Below are 15,930 nucleotides of genomic sequence, written 5' to 3'. Positions count from 1 at the left end.
GCGCTGTTTTAAGGGAAATCGATGAGTTAAAAGCGGGAAAAGTCTGATTATCTGACCAGGCGAGCTTTTTTGAACCTGAGGCCACGAGGGCGTCAAAAATCGATGCCTATTTCAGACCTTCCTTAGGCGACGAAGCGTTCAAGGGTATGGACAAAATTGAATACAAAGTTAAGTCTGTCGATGGTAAGGACTCAGTTGTTCATTATGTTAGAGATCCAAAAACTGGGACTTTGATGGATTTTAAATTTAAAAAGCATAGCATTGACTGAAGGTGAATGGTTTGAAAGTGATATGTAAGATAAATGATTTGAAAGATATATCTGATGAAGTTGTTTTGGGCGTTTTGAAAGATAAAATATTCAGACCAGATGGTAAGATCGATATTAGCTTAGGTAGTGAGTATGTTGTTTATGGTATTGAGTTTTGGGAGAATAGCCCTTGGTACTATTTGTGTGTTGACGTTGATGATGAGTATCCAAAGCCGTACGCGGCTGACTTGTTTTTTGTAAGCAATAATAAGCTGTCTACTCACTGGCAACTTGGCTTCTGTACTAACTATAATGGTTCGCAGGTGGCGTCCCTAGTGTTTGAGGAATGGGCGGTGGATCGCCGTTTCTATGAGCGGTTAATTGATGGTGGAGAAATAGAGGTTGGAGTTTTTAAAAAGTATAAGTCACTCATGGATGATGAGGCTAAATGATTTATGGCTGATCTCAGTCGAAACTTTTTGAAAGTTTTTTCTGGGGCTTATAGCTAGTGGCAGAGGCTAATGCGTGTATGAAAGAGCCTTGTTCAGAATTTTTAAAACTGCCCGCTGATCAGAGCGGACTTTTCGACCTGATTGCACCTCTGCTATGAGCCTCCTTATCGGCGGTGCTCTGCTACCCGTCTAGAATGCAGTCCCGGCATAGGGTATTCCTAATATCACTGCTGGTTCTTCGACTTCAGGTAGCTCAGCCGCCCAGAACGCCCGAGTGGTACGGGCCCTCAGGTCAACAAGATCGGTCAGGTGGTAAATGGGACTTAGGGTAACCTGCTCAGTGCAGTCAATCAGGCTCCAATAGTTACCCAGTAAGGCGTGACTGCCGCCGTTACCCAAGCCGTCGTAAATGCTCAAGACGTTCCGGTCATTGCCGCTGTTCGCGATCCTGTCGCTACTCAGGGCGGGCTAGTCATTTCTTCAGTCAGCAATTCTGTGGTTACTCAGAGTGCCTCGGTAACGCCAGCTGTTTGTAATCCTATTTCTGTAACTGCAACTCGATGGTTACGCAGAATAGCCCTGTTATCGGCTCCAGCACTCAGTGGATCAAGTCATTGCAATCACGCCGGTCGCTGCCGCAGCAGCACAAACCGTTACCCGAGTGGACGGCCTGCCCAGCAGCAACTTCGTTTCCAAACCGCAAAAATACCTGATCGAAACCAACCCGGTCCTCACCGAGCTTAAGCAGTTCATGAGTTCGGATTACCTGCTTGCAGGTCTGGGCTACGACCCCGAAGTCAGCGCTAAGCGTCTGGGTGACGGCTTGTACGAACAACGCCTCGTTCAGCAGGCAGTAGTGGCCAGAACCGGTCAGGCGTTCATCGACGGGCAGACCTCCAACGAGGCGCAGTTCAAGTACCTGATGAACAACGCCATCGCCAGCAAAGAGAAACTGAACCTGGCTGTCGGCGTATCGCTAAGTTCACAACAAGTCGCAGCGCTGACCCACGACATCGTCTGGCTCGAAGAGCACGAAGTGAACGGCGAGACAGTGCTGGTGCCGGTGCTTTATCTGGCCCAGGCCGACGGTCGCCTTGGTCCGACCGGGGCATTGATTGCCGGTAACGACGTCTCACTGATCGCTGGGCAAAACCTCGACAACGTTGGCACCTTGCGTGCGGCCAATAACCTGTCAGCGGTTGCCGGTAACAATCTGGTCAACGCCGGCCTGATAGAAGCTGGCAACCGGCTCGATCTGCTCGCGGGCAACGATCTGATCAACACTGCTGGCGGCATCATCAAAGGTCGCGATGTCTCACTGACCGCGATCAACGGCGACGTGATCAACGAACGCAGCATCACCTCGATGGACAACAGCGCGCGCGGTCAGCGCCACAACGAGTTCGCCGACAGTGCCGCGCGCATCGAAGCCGCCAACGACATGAGCATTTCGGCAGGCCGCGACGTCATCAACAAAGGCAGCGTGCTGGAAAGCGGTCGTGACATGACCATCCAGGCCGGACGCGACGTCACCATCGCCCCGACCGAAGTCACCAACAGTCTGTTCAGTGACAGCAAACACAACAGCAGCGACATCACCCAACTGGGTTCCACCGCCAGTTCCGGACGCGACCTGACCGTTCAGGCCGGACGCGACATCTCCGTCATCGCCAGCCAGATCGACGCCAAACGCGACATCGCCATGGCCGCGACCGAAAACCTCACCATCAGCCCTGCGGCAGACGAAGAACACTCCCTGTCGAAAAGCAAGAAACTGACCCGTCAGGAAGACCACGTCAGCCAGGTTTCCTCCGATCTTGATGCCGGGGGCAGCGTTGCCTTGCAGGCCGGACAGAACCTCTCCGTGATCTCCAGCCGTATTACGGCCGGGAAAGAAGCGTATCTGGTTGCGGGTGAGAACTTGGACATTCTCGCTGCGCAGGACAGTGATTATTCGCTGTATGACAAAAAGAAGAAGGGGAGTTTTGGGGCGAAGAAAACCAAGCGAGACGAAATTACTGATGTGAAAAACATCGGCAGTGAAATCACCACCGGTGGTGATTTGTTGCTGGCGAGTGGGGGCGATCAGAAGTTTCAGGCCGCGAAGCTGGAGAGTGGCGAGGATCTGACGATTGAAAGTGGCGGTGCAGTTACGTTTGAGGGCGTTAAGGACTCGCATCAGGAAAGTCATGAAAAGAGCAAAAGTGACCTTGCCTGGAATTCGAGCAAAGGCAAGGGCAATACCGATGAGACGCTGCGCCAGAGTGAGCTGGTGGCCAAAGGCGAAGTAGCGATCCGCGCTGTTGAAGGCTTGAAAATCGACATCAAACAAGTCGACCAGCAAAGCGTTAGCCAGACGATTGATGCAATGGTCAAGGCCGACCCGCAACTGGCGTGGCTTAAGGATGCTGAGCAGCGCGGTGATGTGGATTGGCGTCAGATCAAAGAGGTACATGATTCGTTCAAGTACAACAATTCAAGCCTCGGCCAAGGGGCAATGCTGGCGATCATTATCATCGTTACGGCGTTAACGGCTGGGGCTGGCACATTCGCTACAGCGGGTGCGACAGCAGGCTCTGCTGCCAGCGGAGCGGCGACGGCTGCCGGTATTTCCACCACAACGGCTGCGGCAATTGGTACTGCTGCAAATGCAGCAGTTGTTGCAGGTCTGACTTCCGCTACTTCTCAGGCAGTGATAAGCACAATTAATAACAAAGGCAATATTGGAGCTACATTCAAGGATGTCACCTCGTCCAGTTCGCTGAAGGGATATCTAACATCAGCCGCGATGGCTGGCATGATGCCTGGCTACGATCCCACTTCGCTCGGCTTCAACCTGCAAAGTGCGCAAGTAGTGTTGATGAAGTCCGCATCCGACGCGTTCTTAAACACAGTTATCAATGGCGGCAGTTACTCAGACAATCTTGGTAATGCGTTAGCTGGCCAAGCCAGCAACATTGGTATGGCCGTTGGATTTAAGTCCGTTGGGGGTTGGGCTCTCGGAGAATACGACGACGGCAGTATTCAGAAAGTACTTGCGCACGCCTTGATGGGTGGCCTTGTGGCTGCGGCCACCGGTAGCGATTTTAAAACCGGCGCGCTGGCCGCAGGCGCTAACGAAGCGTTGATCAACGTGATCAGCAACATGGTAGGCGGTGACAAGAACCTGGAGGTAATGGCGTCTCAGCTCACAGGTATCGTAGCCGCTGCTGCGGTGAATGGAGACGTAGCCAAAGGGGCCGAGGTAGCCAAATACGCGACAACATACAATCGGCAGCTGCACTATGAAGAACAGAAATGGCTGAATGAAAACGCGAAAAAATTTGCTCAGGATCTGGACATAACAGAGCAGGCAGCCATGGAGCGCCTTAGCCAGCAAGCGCTGAAAAACACGGATATGTTGTGGCGCTCAGTGTTGAGTGATGGCGACGACCCTGCTGCTCAAGGATTTCTCGCGAAAGCAGGACAGACCTTTGTAAATAATCTGGGTACCGATCAGAAACTGTTTACCGCGGAAAATAATCAGCTGTTCAGGCCTGAAATGTTTGCTGATTCCGCCGATCCAGCTTTTTATAAACAGTTCGTCCAGAGCGGTATCAGTCGTGACCTGAGTGCGGGGCTGGTCAAGGAGCTGAAAGATTCAGGAGTTGCGCTCAAGGACGGTGTCGTCGATCTCGCCAAGGCAGCGAAAGAAAACCCTTCAGCCATTTTTAACGGTATTTTTGAAGGTATAACCGGGCTGCCTAAAGGGGTTGTTGATAGCTTCAAGGAAAGTGGTCAGGCAATAGGTGAAGGCACTGCTGTAGCGCTGAATTCAGAGCTTTCCGGGAAGTTGAATGCTATCTACGGTCAAGATGTTGGCACTGCCCAGAAGACTTTGCTGGCCATCCGGATATTTGCAGCCGTTACCGGCGCCAAGGGTGTGGCAAGTGCAGGGGATGTGTTGGCTGAAAAGGCCATTGGTAAAAAGCTTGATGAGGTACTTGACCAGAAAAAGCTTGGAGATGATCTTGGAAAAAATGATCAGAAAATTCCAGATTTTTATACCAGAGCTTCTGGAGAGGCCATACCATCCACAGGATATAGATATGTTTCGTCAGATGCCCCATATCTTCAGGACTTGATTGCCTCTGGTAAAATTCCAGCGAATGACCGTGGCACCTATATTTCTTTCGATAATCTTGGTGCGGGGGCTGCAGAAACGTTGCAAGTTCCACATGATGCTGCTATAAAAGTTATATTTAATACTGAGCAAATACTTGATGACGTTAGAATACCTCAAGGTCAGTGGGGTAAGGCTGATTATCTTGAACCGATCACCGTAGATTTTCCACAGTTCGGATCTGGTGGGGCGACTCAAGCCATTACCAATAAGGAAATTCTTGTGAGTAAGGTGATTAATGTAAATACTGGGGAGGTACTTTATGACCGTGGGAAATGAACATGATTGGGAAGTCGCCTTGAGAGGTTTGCAAAGATTTTTCGATGAGGGTATGACTGTGTGGTCGAAAAGTAAGTTTTTTTCTTTGTTTCCGAATGAAGAGGCTGAAAATAATGATTATTTTTTATTGCGGTTGATTGATCTTGAACGACAGGGGGTCATTGCTTTTCCGGGTAGGGATGATTTTTATATAAAAGTATTGAGGATTTAATTTGTGGTCTCGGAATAAGTAATGCATTGGCGTAATGAAGTTGTCTGCGACGTTCGGTGGTCACTAAGGAAACTCTGAAGAAGATCTCCAAATTTGGCAGAGTGCCTGATATTGACCGCCGAGACGCCTGATGAAGCAGATGACCTTCGCCGACGCTGAGTACGCTGGCAAACGCAAGCAAACTTGTAAAGAGCGTTTTCTGATCGAGATGTATCAGGTCCTGCCCTGGAAAAGATTGATCAATCTGATCGAGCCTTATTATTCCAATGGCGACGGTGGCCGTCCGGCCTATCCGTTAATGGCGGTGCTGCGCATACATCTGATGCAAAACTGGTTCGGCTACAGCGATCCGGCGATGGAGGAAGCGCTCTACGAAACAACGATCCTGTGCCAGTTCGCGGGATTGAGTCTGGATCGGACTCCCGATGAAACCACTACCAAACCGGTGGACTTTCGAAAATCTATTGACGGCCTGGCTGCACTGGTCGAGCTGGACATCAAAGTTGCCGTGTTCGACCCCGTGCTTTTTGTTTTTCTGAATCGCCCTCGTAACCGAGTGAAAATCCTTTATTGGGAGCGCAACGGCTTCTGCCTTTGGCTCAAGCGCCTGGAGTCCGAGCGTTTCAAAACATCTCCCGATGAGACAGACGAAGCCATCGTGCTGACGGTTCAGGAACTGAACTGGTTGCTGGATGGATTTGATCTCTGGCGCAACCGCCCTCATCAGGTTTTAACTCCAGGATTCGTCGCCTGACAGGTATAATCAGGGCATGATTTCCATGCCCGAAGATCTTCCAGATGACCCTGTATTGCTCAAGCAACTGCTCGCGCAGTTATTGATTGAGCGCACGGCTGACAAGGGTCATATCGTCGATCTCAAAGAACAGATCAAGTTACTGCGCGACCGTCTGTTCGGACGCAAGTCCGAACAGACGGTCGAACTGAACACGCCACAGCTCGCCTTGTTCAACGAACCCGAAAGCGATCCGATGCTACCCGTCGGCGACGCTGACGAAGAGGTCGTTGCACCGGTCAAAGGCCGTGGTAAACGCAAGCCATTGTCGGCTGATCTTCCTCGCATCGAAATCATCCACGAACTGCCCGAGCGCGAACTGACCTGTGCCTGCGGTTGCCGCAAGCATGTCATCAGCGAAGAAACCAGCGAGCAGCTGGATATCGTGCCGATGCAGATCCGTGTAATTAAACACATCCGCAAAGTCTACGGTTGCCGCGGTTGCGAAACGGCACCGGTCACGGCTGACAAACCGGCTCAGTTGATCGAAAAGAGCATGGCCAGTCCGAGCGTACTGGCCATGCTGCTGACCACCAAATATGTCGACGGTTTGCCTCTGCATCGTTTCGAAACGGTGCTGAGTCGACATGGCATCGAGATACCGCGCCAGACGCTGGCGCGCTGGGTGATCCAGTGCAGTGAGCACTTGCAGCCGCTGTTGAATTTGATGCGTGATCGATTATTCGAAAGCCCGTTTATCCACTGCGATGAAACCCGAGTCCAGGTACTAAAAGAGCCGGATCGTGACCCGACCAGCCAATCCTGGATGTGGGTACAGGCCAGCGGCCCACCAGACCGAAAAATCGTCCTGTTCGACTACACCATCAGCCGTGCGCAGGAGGTGCCGCTGTGCCTGCTGGAGAGTTATCGGGGCTACGTGATGACCGACGATTACGCGGGCTATAACGCTTTGGCGTTGCAACCGGGTGTGGAACGTCTGGCGTGCATGGCCCATGTACGACGCAAGTTCGTGGAGGCAAAGAAAGTGCAGCCTCAAGGCAAAACGGGCCGCGCTGATGTTGCACTGGCATGCATTAACAAACTGTATGGCATCGAGCGTGAACTCAAGGATGTCAGCGATGAGCAACGTTATATCGGTCGTCAGGAAAAAAGCCTGCCTGAGCTGACGAAGCTCAAAGCATGGATGGAAACAACGCAGCCGCAGGTCACGTCACAAAGTGCCTTGGGTAAAGCGGTGAACTACCTGGCCCACAACTGGAGCCGGATAGAGCGTTATATCGAAGCTGGTTTTCTACCCATCGACAACAACGCTGCCGAAAGAGCAATCAGGCCGTTCGCCATTGGACGAAAAGCCTGGCTGTTCAGCGACACGCCCAAAGGCGCCACGGCCAGCGCCCAGATCTACAGCTTGGTCGAGACCGCCAAACTCAACGGCCAAGAGCCTTATACGTGGCTGCGCCACGTACTTGAGCGGTTGCCGCATGCTGCATCGGTAGAGGATTACGAAGCCTTGCTGCCGTGGAACTGCTCGCCAGAGATGCCTCGCTAAAGCCAATCCTCATTTTTTGCCAAGTGGGGTTTGTGGCGCGGATACGCTGTCGCCGGAGTCTTGGGGAACAGTGCGGCGCGTCGTTGCTGGTGTGTGCCGTGTTTATCGGTCATGCAGGGCATCCCTGTCGTTACGGACTTTTTGACGGTATTCATCAAGCGCGGCTATGCGCAGTTCCGGGGCCAAGCGCTGATGCCTGGGGTACAGCGTCTGCCAGGATGGGTAGTGACCTTGTGGCGAGTTGATGAAATCCAGACCCCAGTCGTGGCAGATGTCGGCCCATGTCGCTAATGCGTATTCACTGATAAGTCCCCACGCGAGCCCGCTGTCCAAAGCTTGATTCAGCCAGCTTTCGATCTGATCATCACTTTGCTTCACGAAGGCTTGCGGATCGTGACCCTTGACCCAGTCATGGATGCGTTCTTCGAACAGCCATCGATAACAGCTTTCAAAGGCTTTCAACTGGGGATCGCCCAGCAGAGTTAAGCCCTGCCGAGAGGTTAGTTGCGGACGTTGATTAACAAATGTGGTGATGATTGAGCCGAGACTATGCTGCCAGTTGCGTAAAGGGGATTGGACCCACAGTTGATCTATAGGCCCTAGCGTCGAGCTCAACTGTTCAGCTCCGTAGCTGGATAGCCAGTAATGCATCACCAGCGGATCTGCAAAGCGCAGCAGACTTGAGTTGCCCAGGTAATCGACCGGGTTCAGAAACTGCTGCAAATGTGCCGAGACGGTTTTCAAAGGCGCATCGCTTAAAAAAATGCAGCCGTCGGCCCGCTGTTCAGGATGTTGGTGCCACTCTTCTATCAGTCTGGATGGATAAGGTGCGTGCACAAGTATCGGACCTAGATCCGTGACGCCTGCCCAACGTGTGCCCAGATACAGCGGAACGATCTCAAGATGCTCGTCACGCTGATAAAGCTGCTTTACGGCCTCAGACCGCAACATGCCATCAACCAGCAGATAATTGGCCTGATTCATTTGTTTGCCTTCTCGGCTGCTTGTGCGCATTCCTCACAAAATGGCGTGCGTTTTATCGCCTGTGTCTGTGCGGGAACCAGCATTTCACCTGAATCGCCCCCATCTGGCTGTACTGCCAAATCTGGCAAGAGCGGGGCCGCCTCCGAGCCTTTCCCAGGACTGCCTCCTGAGTTGAGCTTCACCTGCGATCCGCTGACCGTCACGCCGCCGGCGTCGATTTTGATAAAGGAGCCACCGGCTTTGAAGGTGATCTCCAGCCCTGCTTCGATGATCAGCTTGTTACCGGCCTTGAAATGAATTTCCTGCCCGGCGTGTGTCAGTAATCCATCACTTACCCTGATGTGCTGTGTTCCACCCACCGTCAGGTGATCGTCCGCTTTGACTTCGGTCAGCCGGTTGCCATCGACAGTGCAATGCTCTTCAGCTTTGAACTCGCTGTAGCTGTTGCCCTCGACCCGGTCATGTCGCTCATGACCGACTCTTATTTTCTGCTCGTGCTCGATGTTCTGGTCCCAGTCGCGCTGTGCATGGATGTAGATATGCTCCTGACCGGCCCGGTCTTCGATGCGTAGCTCGTTGGAGCCATTGCCGCCGGGGCTGCTCAGGGTTCTGAACACGCTGCGCGTTTGATGCGCAGGCAAGTCGTAGGGCGGGATATGTTCGGCGTGGTACAGGCAGCCGCTGATCAATGGCCGGTCGGGGTCGCCCTCCAGAAACGTCACCAGCACTTCCATGCCGACTCGCGGGATGGTCATGCCACCGTAGCGATTACCAGCCCAGCTGGACGACACTCGCAGCCAGCAACTGCTCTTGTCATCGCCGTCGCTTTCACGATCCCAATGAAACTGCACCTTGACCCGGCCATGCCGGTCGCAGTGGATTTCCTGATCTTTCGGGCCAGTCACCACCGCAGTCTGACTGCCGAATATTCTCGGTTTGGGATGATGCAGAGGCGGGCGATACGAGGCCTGCCAGGGGGTAACAAAAAAGGTATTGCGATAGCCCTGTTGAAAGTTGTCAGGGCTCTGGATTTCATGTGCGGACTCTTCAAAAACCTGAGGCTGGTGGCCTTCGTGACGCACCTCAGTGAGCAACCACAGATCATTCCAGTCCTCGTTGGGGTGTCCATCCAATGGCAGAAAATGACCGCTGACCAAGCGAGGCTGATCGCTTTGACCTTCGCCCAGCCGGTAATCGTGGCGGTGGCGTTCAAGGGCTCGATTCGCCAGTTGCGCACCCCGATCCCGGTGGGTGAAACCGCCAGGGTAGTCATAGTCCTCAAGGTCAGGCTGCGTCTCGGCATGCGCCGACCCTTCCATTTTCAGAAGGGGTTTTTCAAAGTGATAATCGCGGCGAGTAGTGCGGTTGGCGCGGGTTTCCAGGCGCAGCTTGAAACGCTTGATGACCGGCTCATCGGCCACCAGACCATTGTCCCGGCGATAAATCACCGAACCGAGTTTCGCAAACACCGTCTGGTCATCGCCAAACACCAGCTGATGCGTTGCGGGGCTGTGTTCAAAGTGATAGTGCAGACCTTCCTCTTCGCACAGTCTCTGGACGAAATGTAGATCCGACTCGTTGTACTGCACGCAGTATTCCCGTCCCGCGTATGTGGTGCCGAGTTCGAAGCGGTAGGCATTGGCCAGCAAGTGATGTTCTTCCAGTACCTGCGTAATGATCTGCGGCACTGTGCGATTCTGGAAAATACGCTGATTGGTGCGATGCCCGAGCCGGGCCAGATGCGGGCGCAGGGTGATCGAATAATGCGTGAGACGTCTGCCGGAGTCGCCTTGAGACACCTGATCGATCAAACCGTGAATGCCCCCATCGTCAGGTGCGAACTGCAGAAATGCAGGACGATTCAGCAGGTCTTCAAGGTCCAGCGCCGTGCGCTCGCTGACCAGCTCAAGCGTAAAGCAGAAGGGCTTGTTGATGGCTTCATGACCGGTAAATGAAATGATTTGAAAGTCATGCTCAAGGCCGTCGACGCTCAGGCTGAAGTAAGGTCGGTCAGCGGGGTTCAGCGTCATATGGACACACCGTGTCTAGCCGGTTTATGAAAACCCGCCGATCCTGTCGGACCGACGGGGCAGTGGAGTTATGCCGACTTTGGACTTCTCCAGTCATCAGATCCGGTAGTAGTGGCCTTTACGTGATCCCAGGTTATTTTGCGATAGCTGAATTGAACGTCCTCCAGGTGTCCAAAGTGCGAGTTCTTCGGATCCTGGCAGTTGTGCATGTAGGATTTGATGTTGACGATGACCGCATCCTCCAGGGTGGTGGTGTAATAGTGTTCCTGCTTGCCATCGATAGACGTCCGGTACCACTTGATTTCGACTTCGCTGAGCGTTGAGCCGGAGCAAAGAGCCTCCAGAAGCAATGGCGAGGTTTTGTCGAAAATTTTTGTCACACAGGCAGCACCATGAATGCGTTGGCCAGTAGGCTGACCTGACTGTGGATCACAGGGTGTAATAATGTTATGGCTGAATGCCTGGATTATTGCTTGATCTTCATGGCCTTCCTGATAGACGTTGCCAACAGAGTCTGCTGTGAACGCTCCTGCTGTCAGCGTTTTTTGATTGGCGTCTATAACAGTCATATAGGCGGGTGTAGGCATTAACGTTCTTCCTTACAGTCGATGGTGCCTCACAAGCGAATCGGCTTGGAGATCGAAGCATTGCTATAACAAGTTACGTGCCAGGTATCTCTTAAGCCAGTAATGTCAGCTGGTTTGGCCATTTACAGGATATGCAGAAGACGCTTGTGCTGAGTTTTCTTCTAGTAAGTTGTGCAAGCTTTTGCGCACTGTTATCTTTTTTTTGCGCAGCTTTCCAAGCTGCTATCTAAAAATATTAATATTTTCATGCCTGGTCTTTCTGCGTGGAAGGTCACATTTTTTGCACGTTCTCCTGACAAGATTGTTTGCCGTTCAGTAGCCGCTTTCGGTGAATTTTAGACCGAATACATCTGTGAGTTCTGATAGGCATGTAGCAGCGTGTCCTGTCAATGGATAGTTAAAGCTATAAATATTTTGGTACATAAATTAATTGCTTCCTACATATTGGCTCTGCTTGGGTGTAAGAATTTTCCGAAAGTTTAATATCTTTCAGGTGTCATCTTGCTTGCTGGTTTTTATGGCGATAAGGTTTGCCTGGTTTTATGAGTGGCTGGAAAAGCTTTTCACAATGAAATGTACGCTATGTGGGGTGTATGAGCAGTGGCAGGTAAAGACAAGCTCTCCATTCTATATCTTGATCTGGCTCGGCACCCTGTCGCGACAGGCGATTATGCAGGCGAAGACATTCGTTTTTCTACGGTGTTTGAAGTCTTGGAGCGTGAGTTGGGCTGTGCGCAGGCCGTATTCGGGGAAGTGAATGTAGACTGGCTGCGGATCAAAGAGGGCTGTGAACATATTCTTTCAAACCAGTCCAAAGACTTGCGCGTCGCCAGCTGGCTGGCCTGGGCTCTATATGAATGCGAGTCTGTCAGCGGATTGGCTGCGGGCTTGGGATTGATTCATTATTTGTGTAAAGAGCATTGGCTGCTTCTTCATCCCAGAAAGTTACGAACACGTTCGGCGAGCATGCAATGGCTCTTGCTAAAACTCGAAAAGGCACTGGGAGAAGATGTTTCCATTACTCACCAGCTCACTGAATTTCAGCAACTGCTCAGGCAGCTTGATGGCCTGGATGAAATATTTAATCTATATCTGGGAAGTGATGCCCCGTTGCTGCTTCCGTTGCGAAGACGGCTCGCCCGTATGATTCAGCGCGCTGAGCAGGTTGAGATAGAGCCTGTCAAGGTGGTAGAGCGCGTCAAGCAGGCTGCGGTTCATTTATTTTCAAGTGACTCCGACATTGACAACGAGAGAGATGCCCAGCGGACTTTAAGTATGCAAGAGAACTCCGTACGCAGCCTTTGCAGATGGTGGCTCAAGCAAAAAACTACAGATCTGCGGGCTTTTCGCCTTGGGCGCTCGCAGGTCTGGTATGCGGTGGACAGTCTTCCTGAAAGAAATAGTGAGAAAATAACGCAGTTAAGGAGATTGCCCGCTGACAAACTGAGTAATTACCAAGAGCGATTCGAACAGGGTCTTTACGCAGACCTCATTGTAGATCTTGAAGCAAGTCTTGCAGGCTCGCCTTTTTGGTTTGATGGCCAGCGAATGGTCTGGAACTGTCTGAAAGCCTTGGGTGGCGAAGCGGCAATGCGCGAGGTGGAGGTTCAATTTGCTTTGCTTTTAAAGCGCATTCCAGACCTAGTTGAACTTCGCTTTCATGATGGTGTGCCGTTCGCAGACGTGGAGACATTACAGTGGATCGCCGCTCATATCCTGGTTCCTGAAGTTCATGTCAGTAATGCGCGTGGCAGCGAAAGTCAGCATGACGCTTTAGAACAAAGCTCGTTGTATCACGATGCACTGCCGGTTTTGCAGAAAAAAGGACTGAAGGCCGCTGTGCGACTGGTGAATGATCATTTGAACGGCATAGAGGGCGGGCGAGAGCGATTTTTTTACAAGCTATGCATCGCACGTCTCTGTATAGATGCGAAAAAGTACGAGTTGGCGAAGGTTCAACTTGAGCACCTTGATCAAGAACTTCAAACAGCAAGCTTGCCGGTATGGGAACCCACGGTCTTCCTGGATGTATCGAGCTTGTTATATAGCTGTTACGAGCGCATTGCTCTGAACGATAAGGCAGTAGCGCGCAAAGAAGTAATTTACCAGAGGTTGTGTCATCACGACCTTGAGCGATTTATTGATAGTTAATGCACAGTTGAATAAGTTGAGGGGAAATGAAATGGCCAGAGAAGGCTCTGTAGCGCCCAAAGAACGGATTAACGTGACGTTCAAGCCTGCTGTTGGTGGCGCGCAGGAAGAAATAGAGCTGCCGCTGAAGTTGCTGGTTCTTGGCGATTTCACACAACGCGCGGACGAGCGAAAGCTTGAGGATCGTAAATCAATCAGCATCGACAAGAACAATTTCGATGATGTATTGGCGAAACAGGAGCTTGAACTGGTACTGAATATACCTGACCGCTTGCAGGCTGATAGCGGGGCTGACGAGCTGACTGTCAGCATCAAGGTCTCTTCGATGAAAGACTTCAACCCTGCCAGTCTCGTCGAACAGATTCCTGAGCTTAAAAAGCTGATGGAGCTACGCAACGCCCTAATGGCGCTCAAGGGGCCGTTGGGGAACATGCCTTCTTTTCGCAAGGCCATCGAGCATGTCATTACGGATGAAACATCGCGTAAGAACGTGCTGGATGAGCTTGGCCTGGATGTCGCGTCGCAACGGTAATATCGGATTTATTGTCAGGAATTAATATATGAACACAAAAGCCATACCGCAGCGCGACGCAAATGAGCTTCACCATGGAATTCTCGATCAGATTATTGCGCATACCCGATTAGAGCCTTGTGACGACGCCTATGGCATTGCCAAACGAGGTGTGGCTGCATTTATTGAAGAGTTGCTGAAGCCGCGTAATAATGACGAGCCGGTCAAAAAGGCGCTGGTTGACCGGATGATTACTGAGATTGACGTCAAGCTGAGTCGCCAGATGGACGAGATCATCCATCATGTAGAATTTCAGGCGTTGGAAGCTTCATGGCGTGGGTTGCAATTACTGATTGATCGAACCAATTTTCGTGAAAACATAAAAATCGAGTTATTAAGCGTTTCCAAACAGGATCTTCTAGAGGATTTCGAAGATTCACCTGAAGTGGTTCAGTCGGGCCTCTATAAACACGTCTACACCGCTGAGTACGGCCAGTTTGGCGGTAATCCCGTTGGCGCAATCATCGCCAATTATTTCTTCTCGCCAAGCGCCCCTGATGTCAAAACCATGCAATACGTTTCAAGCGTTGCCTGTATGGCGCATGCACCTTTCATCGCTGCTGCGGGTGCCAATTTTTTCGGGCTTGAGCAGTTCACCGGTCTGCCTGATCTCAAGGATCTGAGCGATCATTTCGAAGGGCCGCAGTTCGCCAAATGGCAGAGCTTCCGGCAGCAAGAGGACGCTCGGTATCTTGCCTTGACGGTGCCGCGTTTCCTGCTGCGCAGTCCTTACGAGCCAGAGGAAAACCCGGTGAAAACGTTTGCCTACAAGGAAAACGTTGCGAATAGCCACGAGCACTATCTATGGGGAAATACGGCCTACGCATTTGCGACGAAGCTGACAGACAGTTTTGCCAAATTTCGTTGGTGTCCCAATATCATCGGGCCACTGAGTGGTGGTGCGGTGGAAGACCTTCCCTTGCACCGATTCCACAGCATGGGTGAAATCGAGACAAAGATTCCGACGGAGGTCCTGGTCTCTGATCGCCGTGAGTATGAACTCGCAGAAGAGGGGTTTATCGCGCTGACCATGCGTAAAGGAAGCGATAACGCCGCGTTCTTTTCCGCCAGTTCGGTGCAAAAGCCCAAGTTCTTTGGCAATAATTCGGAAGGCAAAATAGCCGAGCTTAATTACAGGCTGGGGACCCAACTGCCCTACATGATGATTGTCAACCGCCTCGCGCACTACCTCAAGGTGTTGCAGCGAGAGCAGATCGGATCCTGGAAAGAGCGAGCGGATCTGGAGAGTCAACTTAATAAATGGATTCGCCAGTACATTGCAGACCAGGAAAACCCGAGCGCGGAAGTGCGAGGAAGACGCCCGTTACGCTCAGCGCAAATTATTGTTAGCGACGTTGAAGGTGATCCTGGCTGGTACCGCGTCAGTTTGAATATCCGTCCTCATTTCAAATATATGGGGGCTGATTTTACTCTGTCGCTGGTCGGGAAAATGGAAAAGGAATAGGTAATACCATGAGAGGCCTCGGTAGTCTTTTTGAACGCCTTGCCGGAGCGAGGTTAGAGCCGCCAGGCTTTTCTGAGGAAGAACAGTTAACGGCATCGATCGCGACACATTTGTCGAACATGCTTGGCGCTCGTGCAGGAAGCGTGAAAATGCTACCTGATTATGGCTTGCCTGACTTGAATAATATGAGCATGAGCCCTCACGATATATTGAGGCAGTCTCGAGTGGCAATCGAGAAAGCTGTCAGGCTCTATGAGCCACGCCTGTCAGAGGTCTACGTTATGTCTGAAGAATACTCGGAAAATAGGCTGACACTGCAATTTGTTATTGATGCAACTTTAAAAGCTGACGGCATTAAGAAGGCTGTTCGGTTTTCCGCCACGGTCAGCGAATCCGGGAAGGTGAGGGTGAGTTGAGTATGTCAAGTGGTTCTCACGAATCAGTTGTTTCCTGTTTCTCTACATAAACCCCGTTAATCATTCACAAA

Annotated in this window: 12 protein-coding genes and 1 pseudogene; 10 read left to right on the top strand and 3 right to left on the bottom strand. The window is 51.6% G+C overall.

Annotation, left to right across the window (positions count from 1 at the left end):
• Positions 1 to 286: 286 nt before the first annotated feature.
• The 6 genes and pseudogenes from RGM3321_RS12075 (at position 287) to RGM3321_RS12050 (ending at position 7,655) form a co-directional block, all read left to right on the top strand.
• Positions 287 to 700, top strand: coding sequence for a hypothetical protein (locus tag RGM3321_RS12075; RefSeq protein WP_227443074.1), 414 nt, complete (start codon positions 287 to 289; stop codon positions 698 to 700).
• Between the two features lie 922 nt (positions 701 to 1,622).
• Positions 1,623 to 5,141, top strand: a complete 3,519-nt coding sequence (locus RGM3321_RS12070) for a DUF637 domain-containing protein (RefSeq protein ID WP_244393238.1) — start codon at positions 1,623 to 1,625, stop codon at positions 5,139 to 5,141.
• Complete coding sequence (locus tag RGM3321_RS12065) at positions 5,125 to 5,352, top strand: hypothetical protein (RefSeq protein WP_004413878.1); 228 nt, start codon at positions 5,125 to 5,127, stop codon at positions 5,350 to 5,352. The genes RGM3321_RS12070 and RGM3321_RS12065 overlap by 17 nt, the downstream gene beginning before the upstream one ends.
• A gap of 130 nt (positions 5,353 to 5,482) precedes the next feature.
• Positions 5,483 to 5,821 (top strand): annotated as a pseudogene (locus tag RGM3321_RS12060) (transposase); the annotation flags it as partial.
• Positions 5,798 to 6,106 (top strand): IS66 family insertion sequence element accessory protein TnpB, encoded by a 309-nt coding sequence (gene tnpB / locus RGM3321_RS12055; protein WP_244393237.1) that lies wholly within the window; start codon positions 5,798 to 5,800, stop codon positions 6,104 to 6,106. The pseudogene RGM3321_RS12060 and the gene tnpB, both read left to right, overlap by 24 nt.
• A 16-nt stretch (positions 6,107 to 6,122) precedes the next feature.
• A complete protein-coding gene (locus RGM3321_RS12050; protein ID WP_244393231.1) occupies positions 6,123 to 7,655 on the top strand; it encodes an IS66 family transposase in 1,533 nt (510 codons plus the stop codon).
• 102 nt (positions 7,656 to 7,757) lie between these two features.
• On the opposite strand, the gene RGM3321_RS12045 is transcribed toward RGM3321_RS12050, so the two are convergent.
• From RGM3321_RS12045 to RGM3321_RS12035, 3 genes are all read right to left on the bottom strand, one after another.
• Positions 7,758 to 8,639: a DUF4123 domain-containing protein gene (locus tag RGM3321_RS12045; protein ID WP_244393230.1), complete on the bottom strand. Its 882-nt coding sequence runs from the start codon at positions 8,637 to 8,639 to the stop codon at positions 7,758 to 7,760.
• Complete coding sequence (tssI, locus tag RGM3321_RS12040) at positions 8,636 to 10,669, bottom strand: type VI secretion system tip protein TssI/VgrG (protein ID WP_244393229.1); 2,034 nt, start codon at positions 10,667 to 10,669, stop codon at positions 8,636 to 8,638. Before tssI ends, RGM3321_RS12045 begins: the two co-directional genes overlap by 4 nt.
• A 68-nt stretch (positions 10,670 to 10,737) precedes the next feature.
• Positions 10,738 to 11,256 (bottom strand): Hcp family type VI secretion system effector, encoded by a 519-nt coding sequence (locus RGM3321_RS12035; RefSeq protein WP_244393228.1) that lies wholly within the window; start codon positions 11,254 to 11,256, stop codon positions 10,738 to 10,740.
• 600 nt (positions 11,257 to 11,856) lie between these two features.
• Between RGM3321_RS12035 and tssA the strand changes: the two genes are divergently transcribed.
• Genes tssA through tssE form a run of 4 tightly spaced genes read left to right on the top strand, consistent with a single transcriptional unit; the run spans position 11,857 to position 15,859 of the window.
• Positions 11,857 to 13,407: a type VI secretion system protein TssA gene (gene tssA / locus RGM3321_RS12030; protein WP_244393227.1), complete on the top strand. Its 1,551-nt coding sequence runs from the start codon at positions 11,857 to 11,859 to the stop codon at positions 13,405 to 13,407.
• A 31-nt stretch (positions 13,408 to 13,438) separates the two neighbouring features.
• Complete coding sequence (gene tssB / locus RGM3321_RS12025; protein WP_244393226.1) at positions 13,439 to 13,939, top strand: type VI secretion system contractile sheath small subunit; 501 nt, start codon at positions 13,439 to 13,441, stop codon at positions 13,937 to 13,939.
• A gap of 28 nt (positions 13,940 to 13,967) precedes the next feature.
• Complete coding sequence (gene tssC, locus RGM3321_RS12020; protein WP_244393225.1) at positions 13,968 to 15,443, top strand: type VI secretion system contractile sheath large subunit; 1,476 nt, start codon at positions 13,968 to 13,970, stop codon at positions 15,441 to 15,443.
• A gap of 8 nt (positions 15,444 to 15,451) precedes the next feature.
• Positions 15,452 to 15,859 carry a type VI secretion system baseplate subunit TssE gene (gene tssE, locus RGM3321_RS12015; RefSeq protein WP_244393224.1) on the top strand — a complete coding sequence of 136 codons (408 nt, stop codon included), beginning with the start codon at positions 15,452 to 15,454 and terminating at the stop codon, positions 15,857 to 15,859.
• Positions 15,860 to 15,930: the final 71 nt, after the last annotated feature.

Origin of the sequence: Pseudomonas sp. RGM 3321, from assembly GCF_022836805.1 — a bacterium.
Classification (GTDB): Bacteria; Pseudomonadota; Gammaproteobacteria; order Pseudomonadales; family Pseudomonadaceae; genus Aquipseudomonas.
Note: the sequence above shows the minus strand (reverse complement) of the source record. Positions and strands in the feature narration are given on the sequence as shown.

Bases quoted from the DNA above. Each gene is read 5' to 3' on its own strand.
- RGM3321_RS12070 (WP_244393238.1), top strand. From the start codon at position 1,623: ATGAACAACGCCATCGCCAGCAAAGAGAAACTGAACCTGGCTGTCGGC.
- RGM3321_RS12065 (WP_004413878.1), top strand. From the start codon at position 5,125: ATGACCGTGGGAAATGAACATGATTGGGAAGTCGCCTTGAGAGGTTTG.
- RGM3321_RS12050 (WP_244393231.1), top strand. From the start codon at position 6,123: ATGATTTCCATGCCCGAAGATCTTCCAGATGACCCTGTATTGCTCAAG.
- RGM3321_RS12045 (WP_244393230.1), bottom strand. From the start codon at position 8,639: ATGAATCAGGCCAATTATCTGCTGGTTGATGGCATGTTGCGGTCTGAG.
- tssI (WP_244393229.1), bottom strand. From the start codon at position 10,669: ATGACGCTGAACCCCGCTGACCGACCTTACTTCAGCCTGAGCGTCGAC.
- RGM3321_RS12035 (WP_244393228.1), bottom strand. From the start codon at position 11,256: ATGCCTACACCCGCCTATATGACTGTTATAGACGCCAATCAAAAAACG.
- tssB (WP_244393226.1), top strand. From the start codon at position 13,439: ATGGCCAGAGAAGGCTCTGTAGCGCCCAAAGAACGGATTAACGTGACG.
- tssC (WP_244393225.1), top strand. From the start codon at position 13,968: ATGAACACAAAAGCCATACCGCAGCGCGACGCAAATGAGCTTCACCAT.
- tssE (WP_244393224.1), top strand. From the start codon at position 15,452: ATGAGAGGCCTCGGTAGTCTTTTTGAACGCCTTGCCGGAGCGAGGTTA.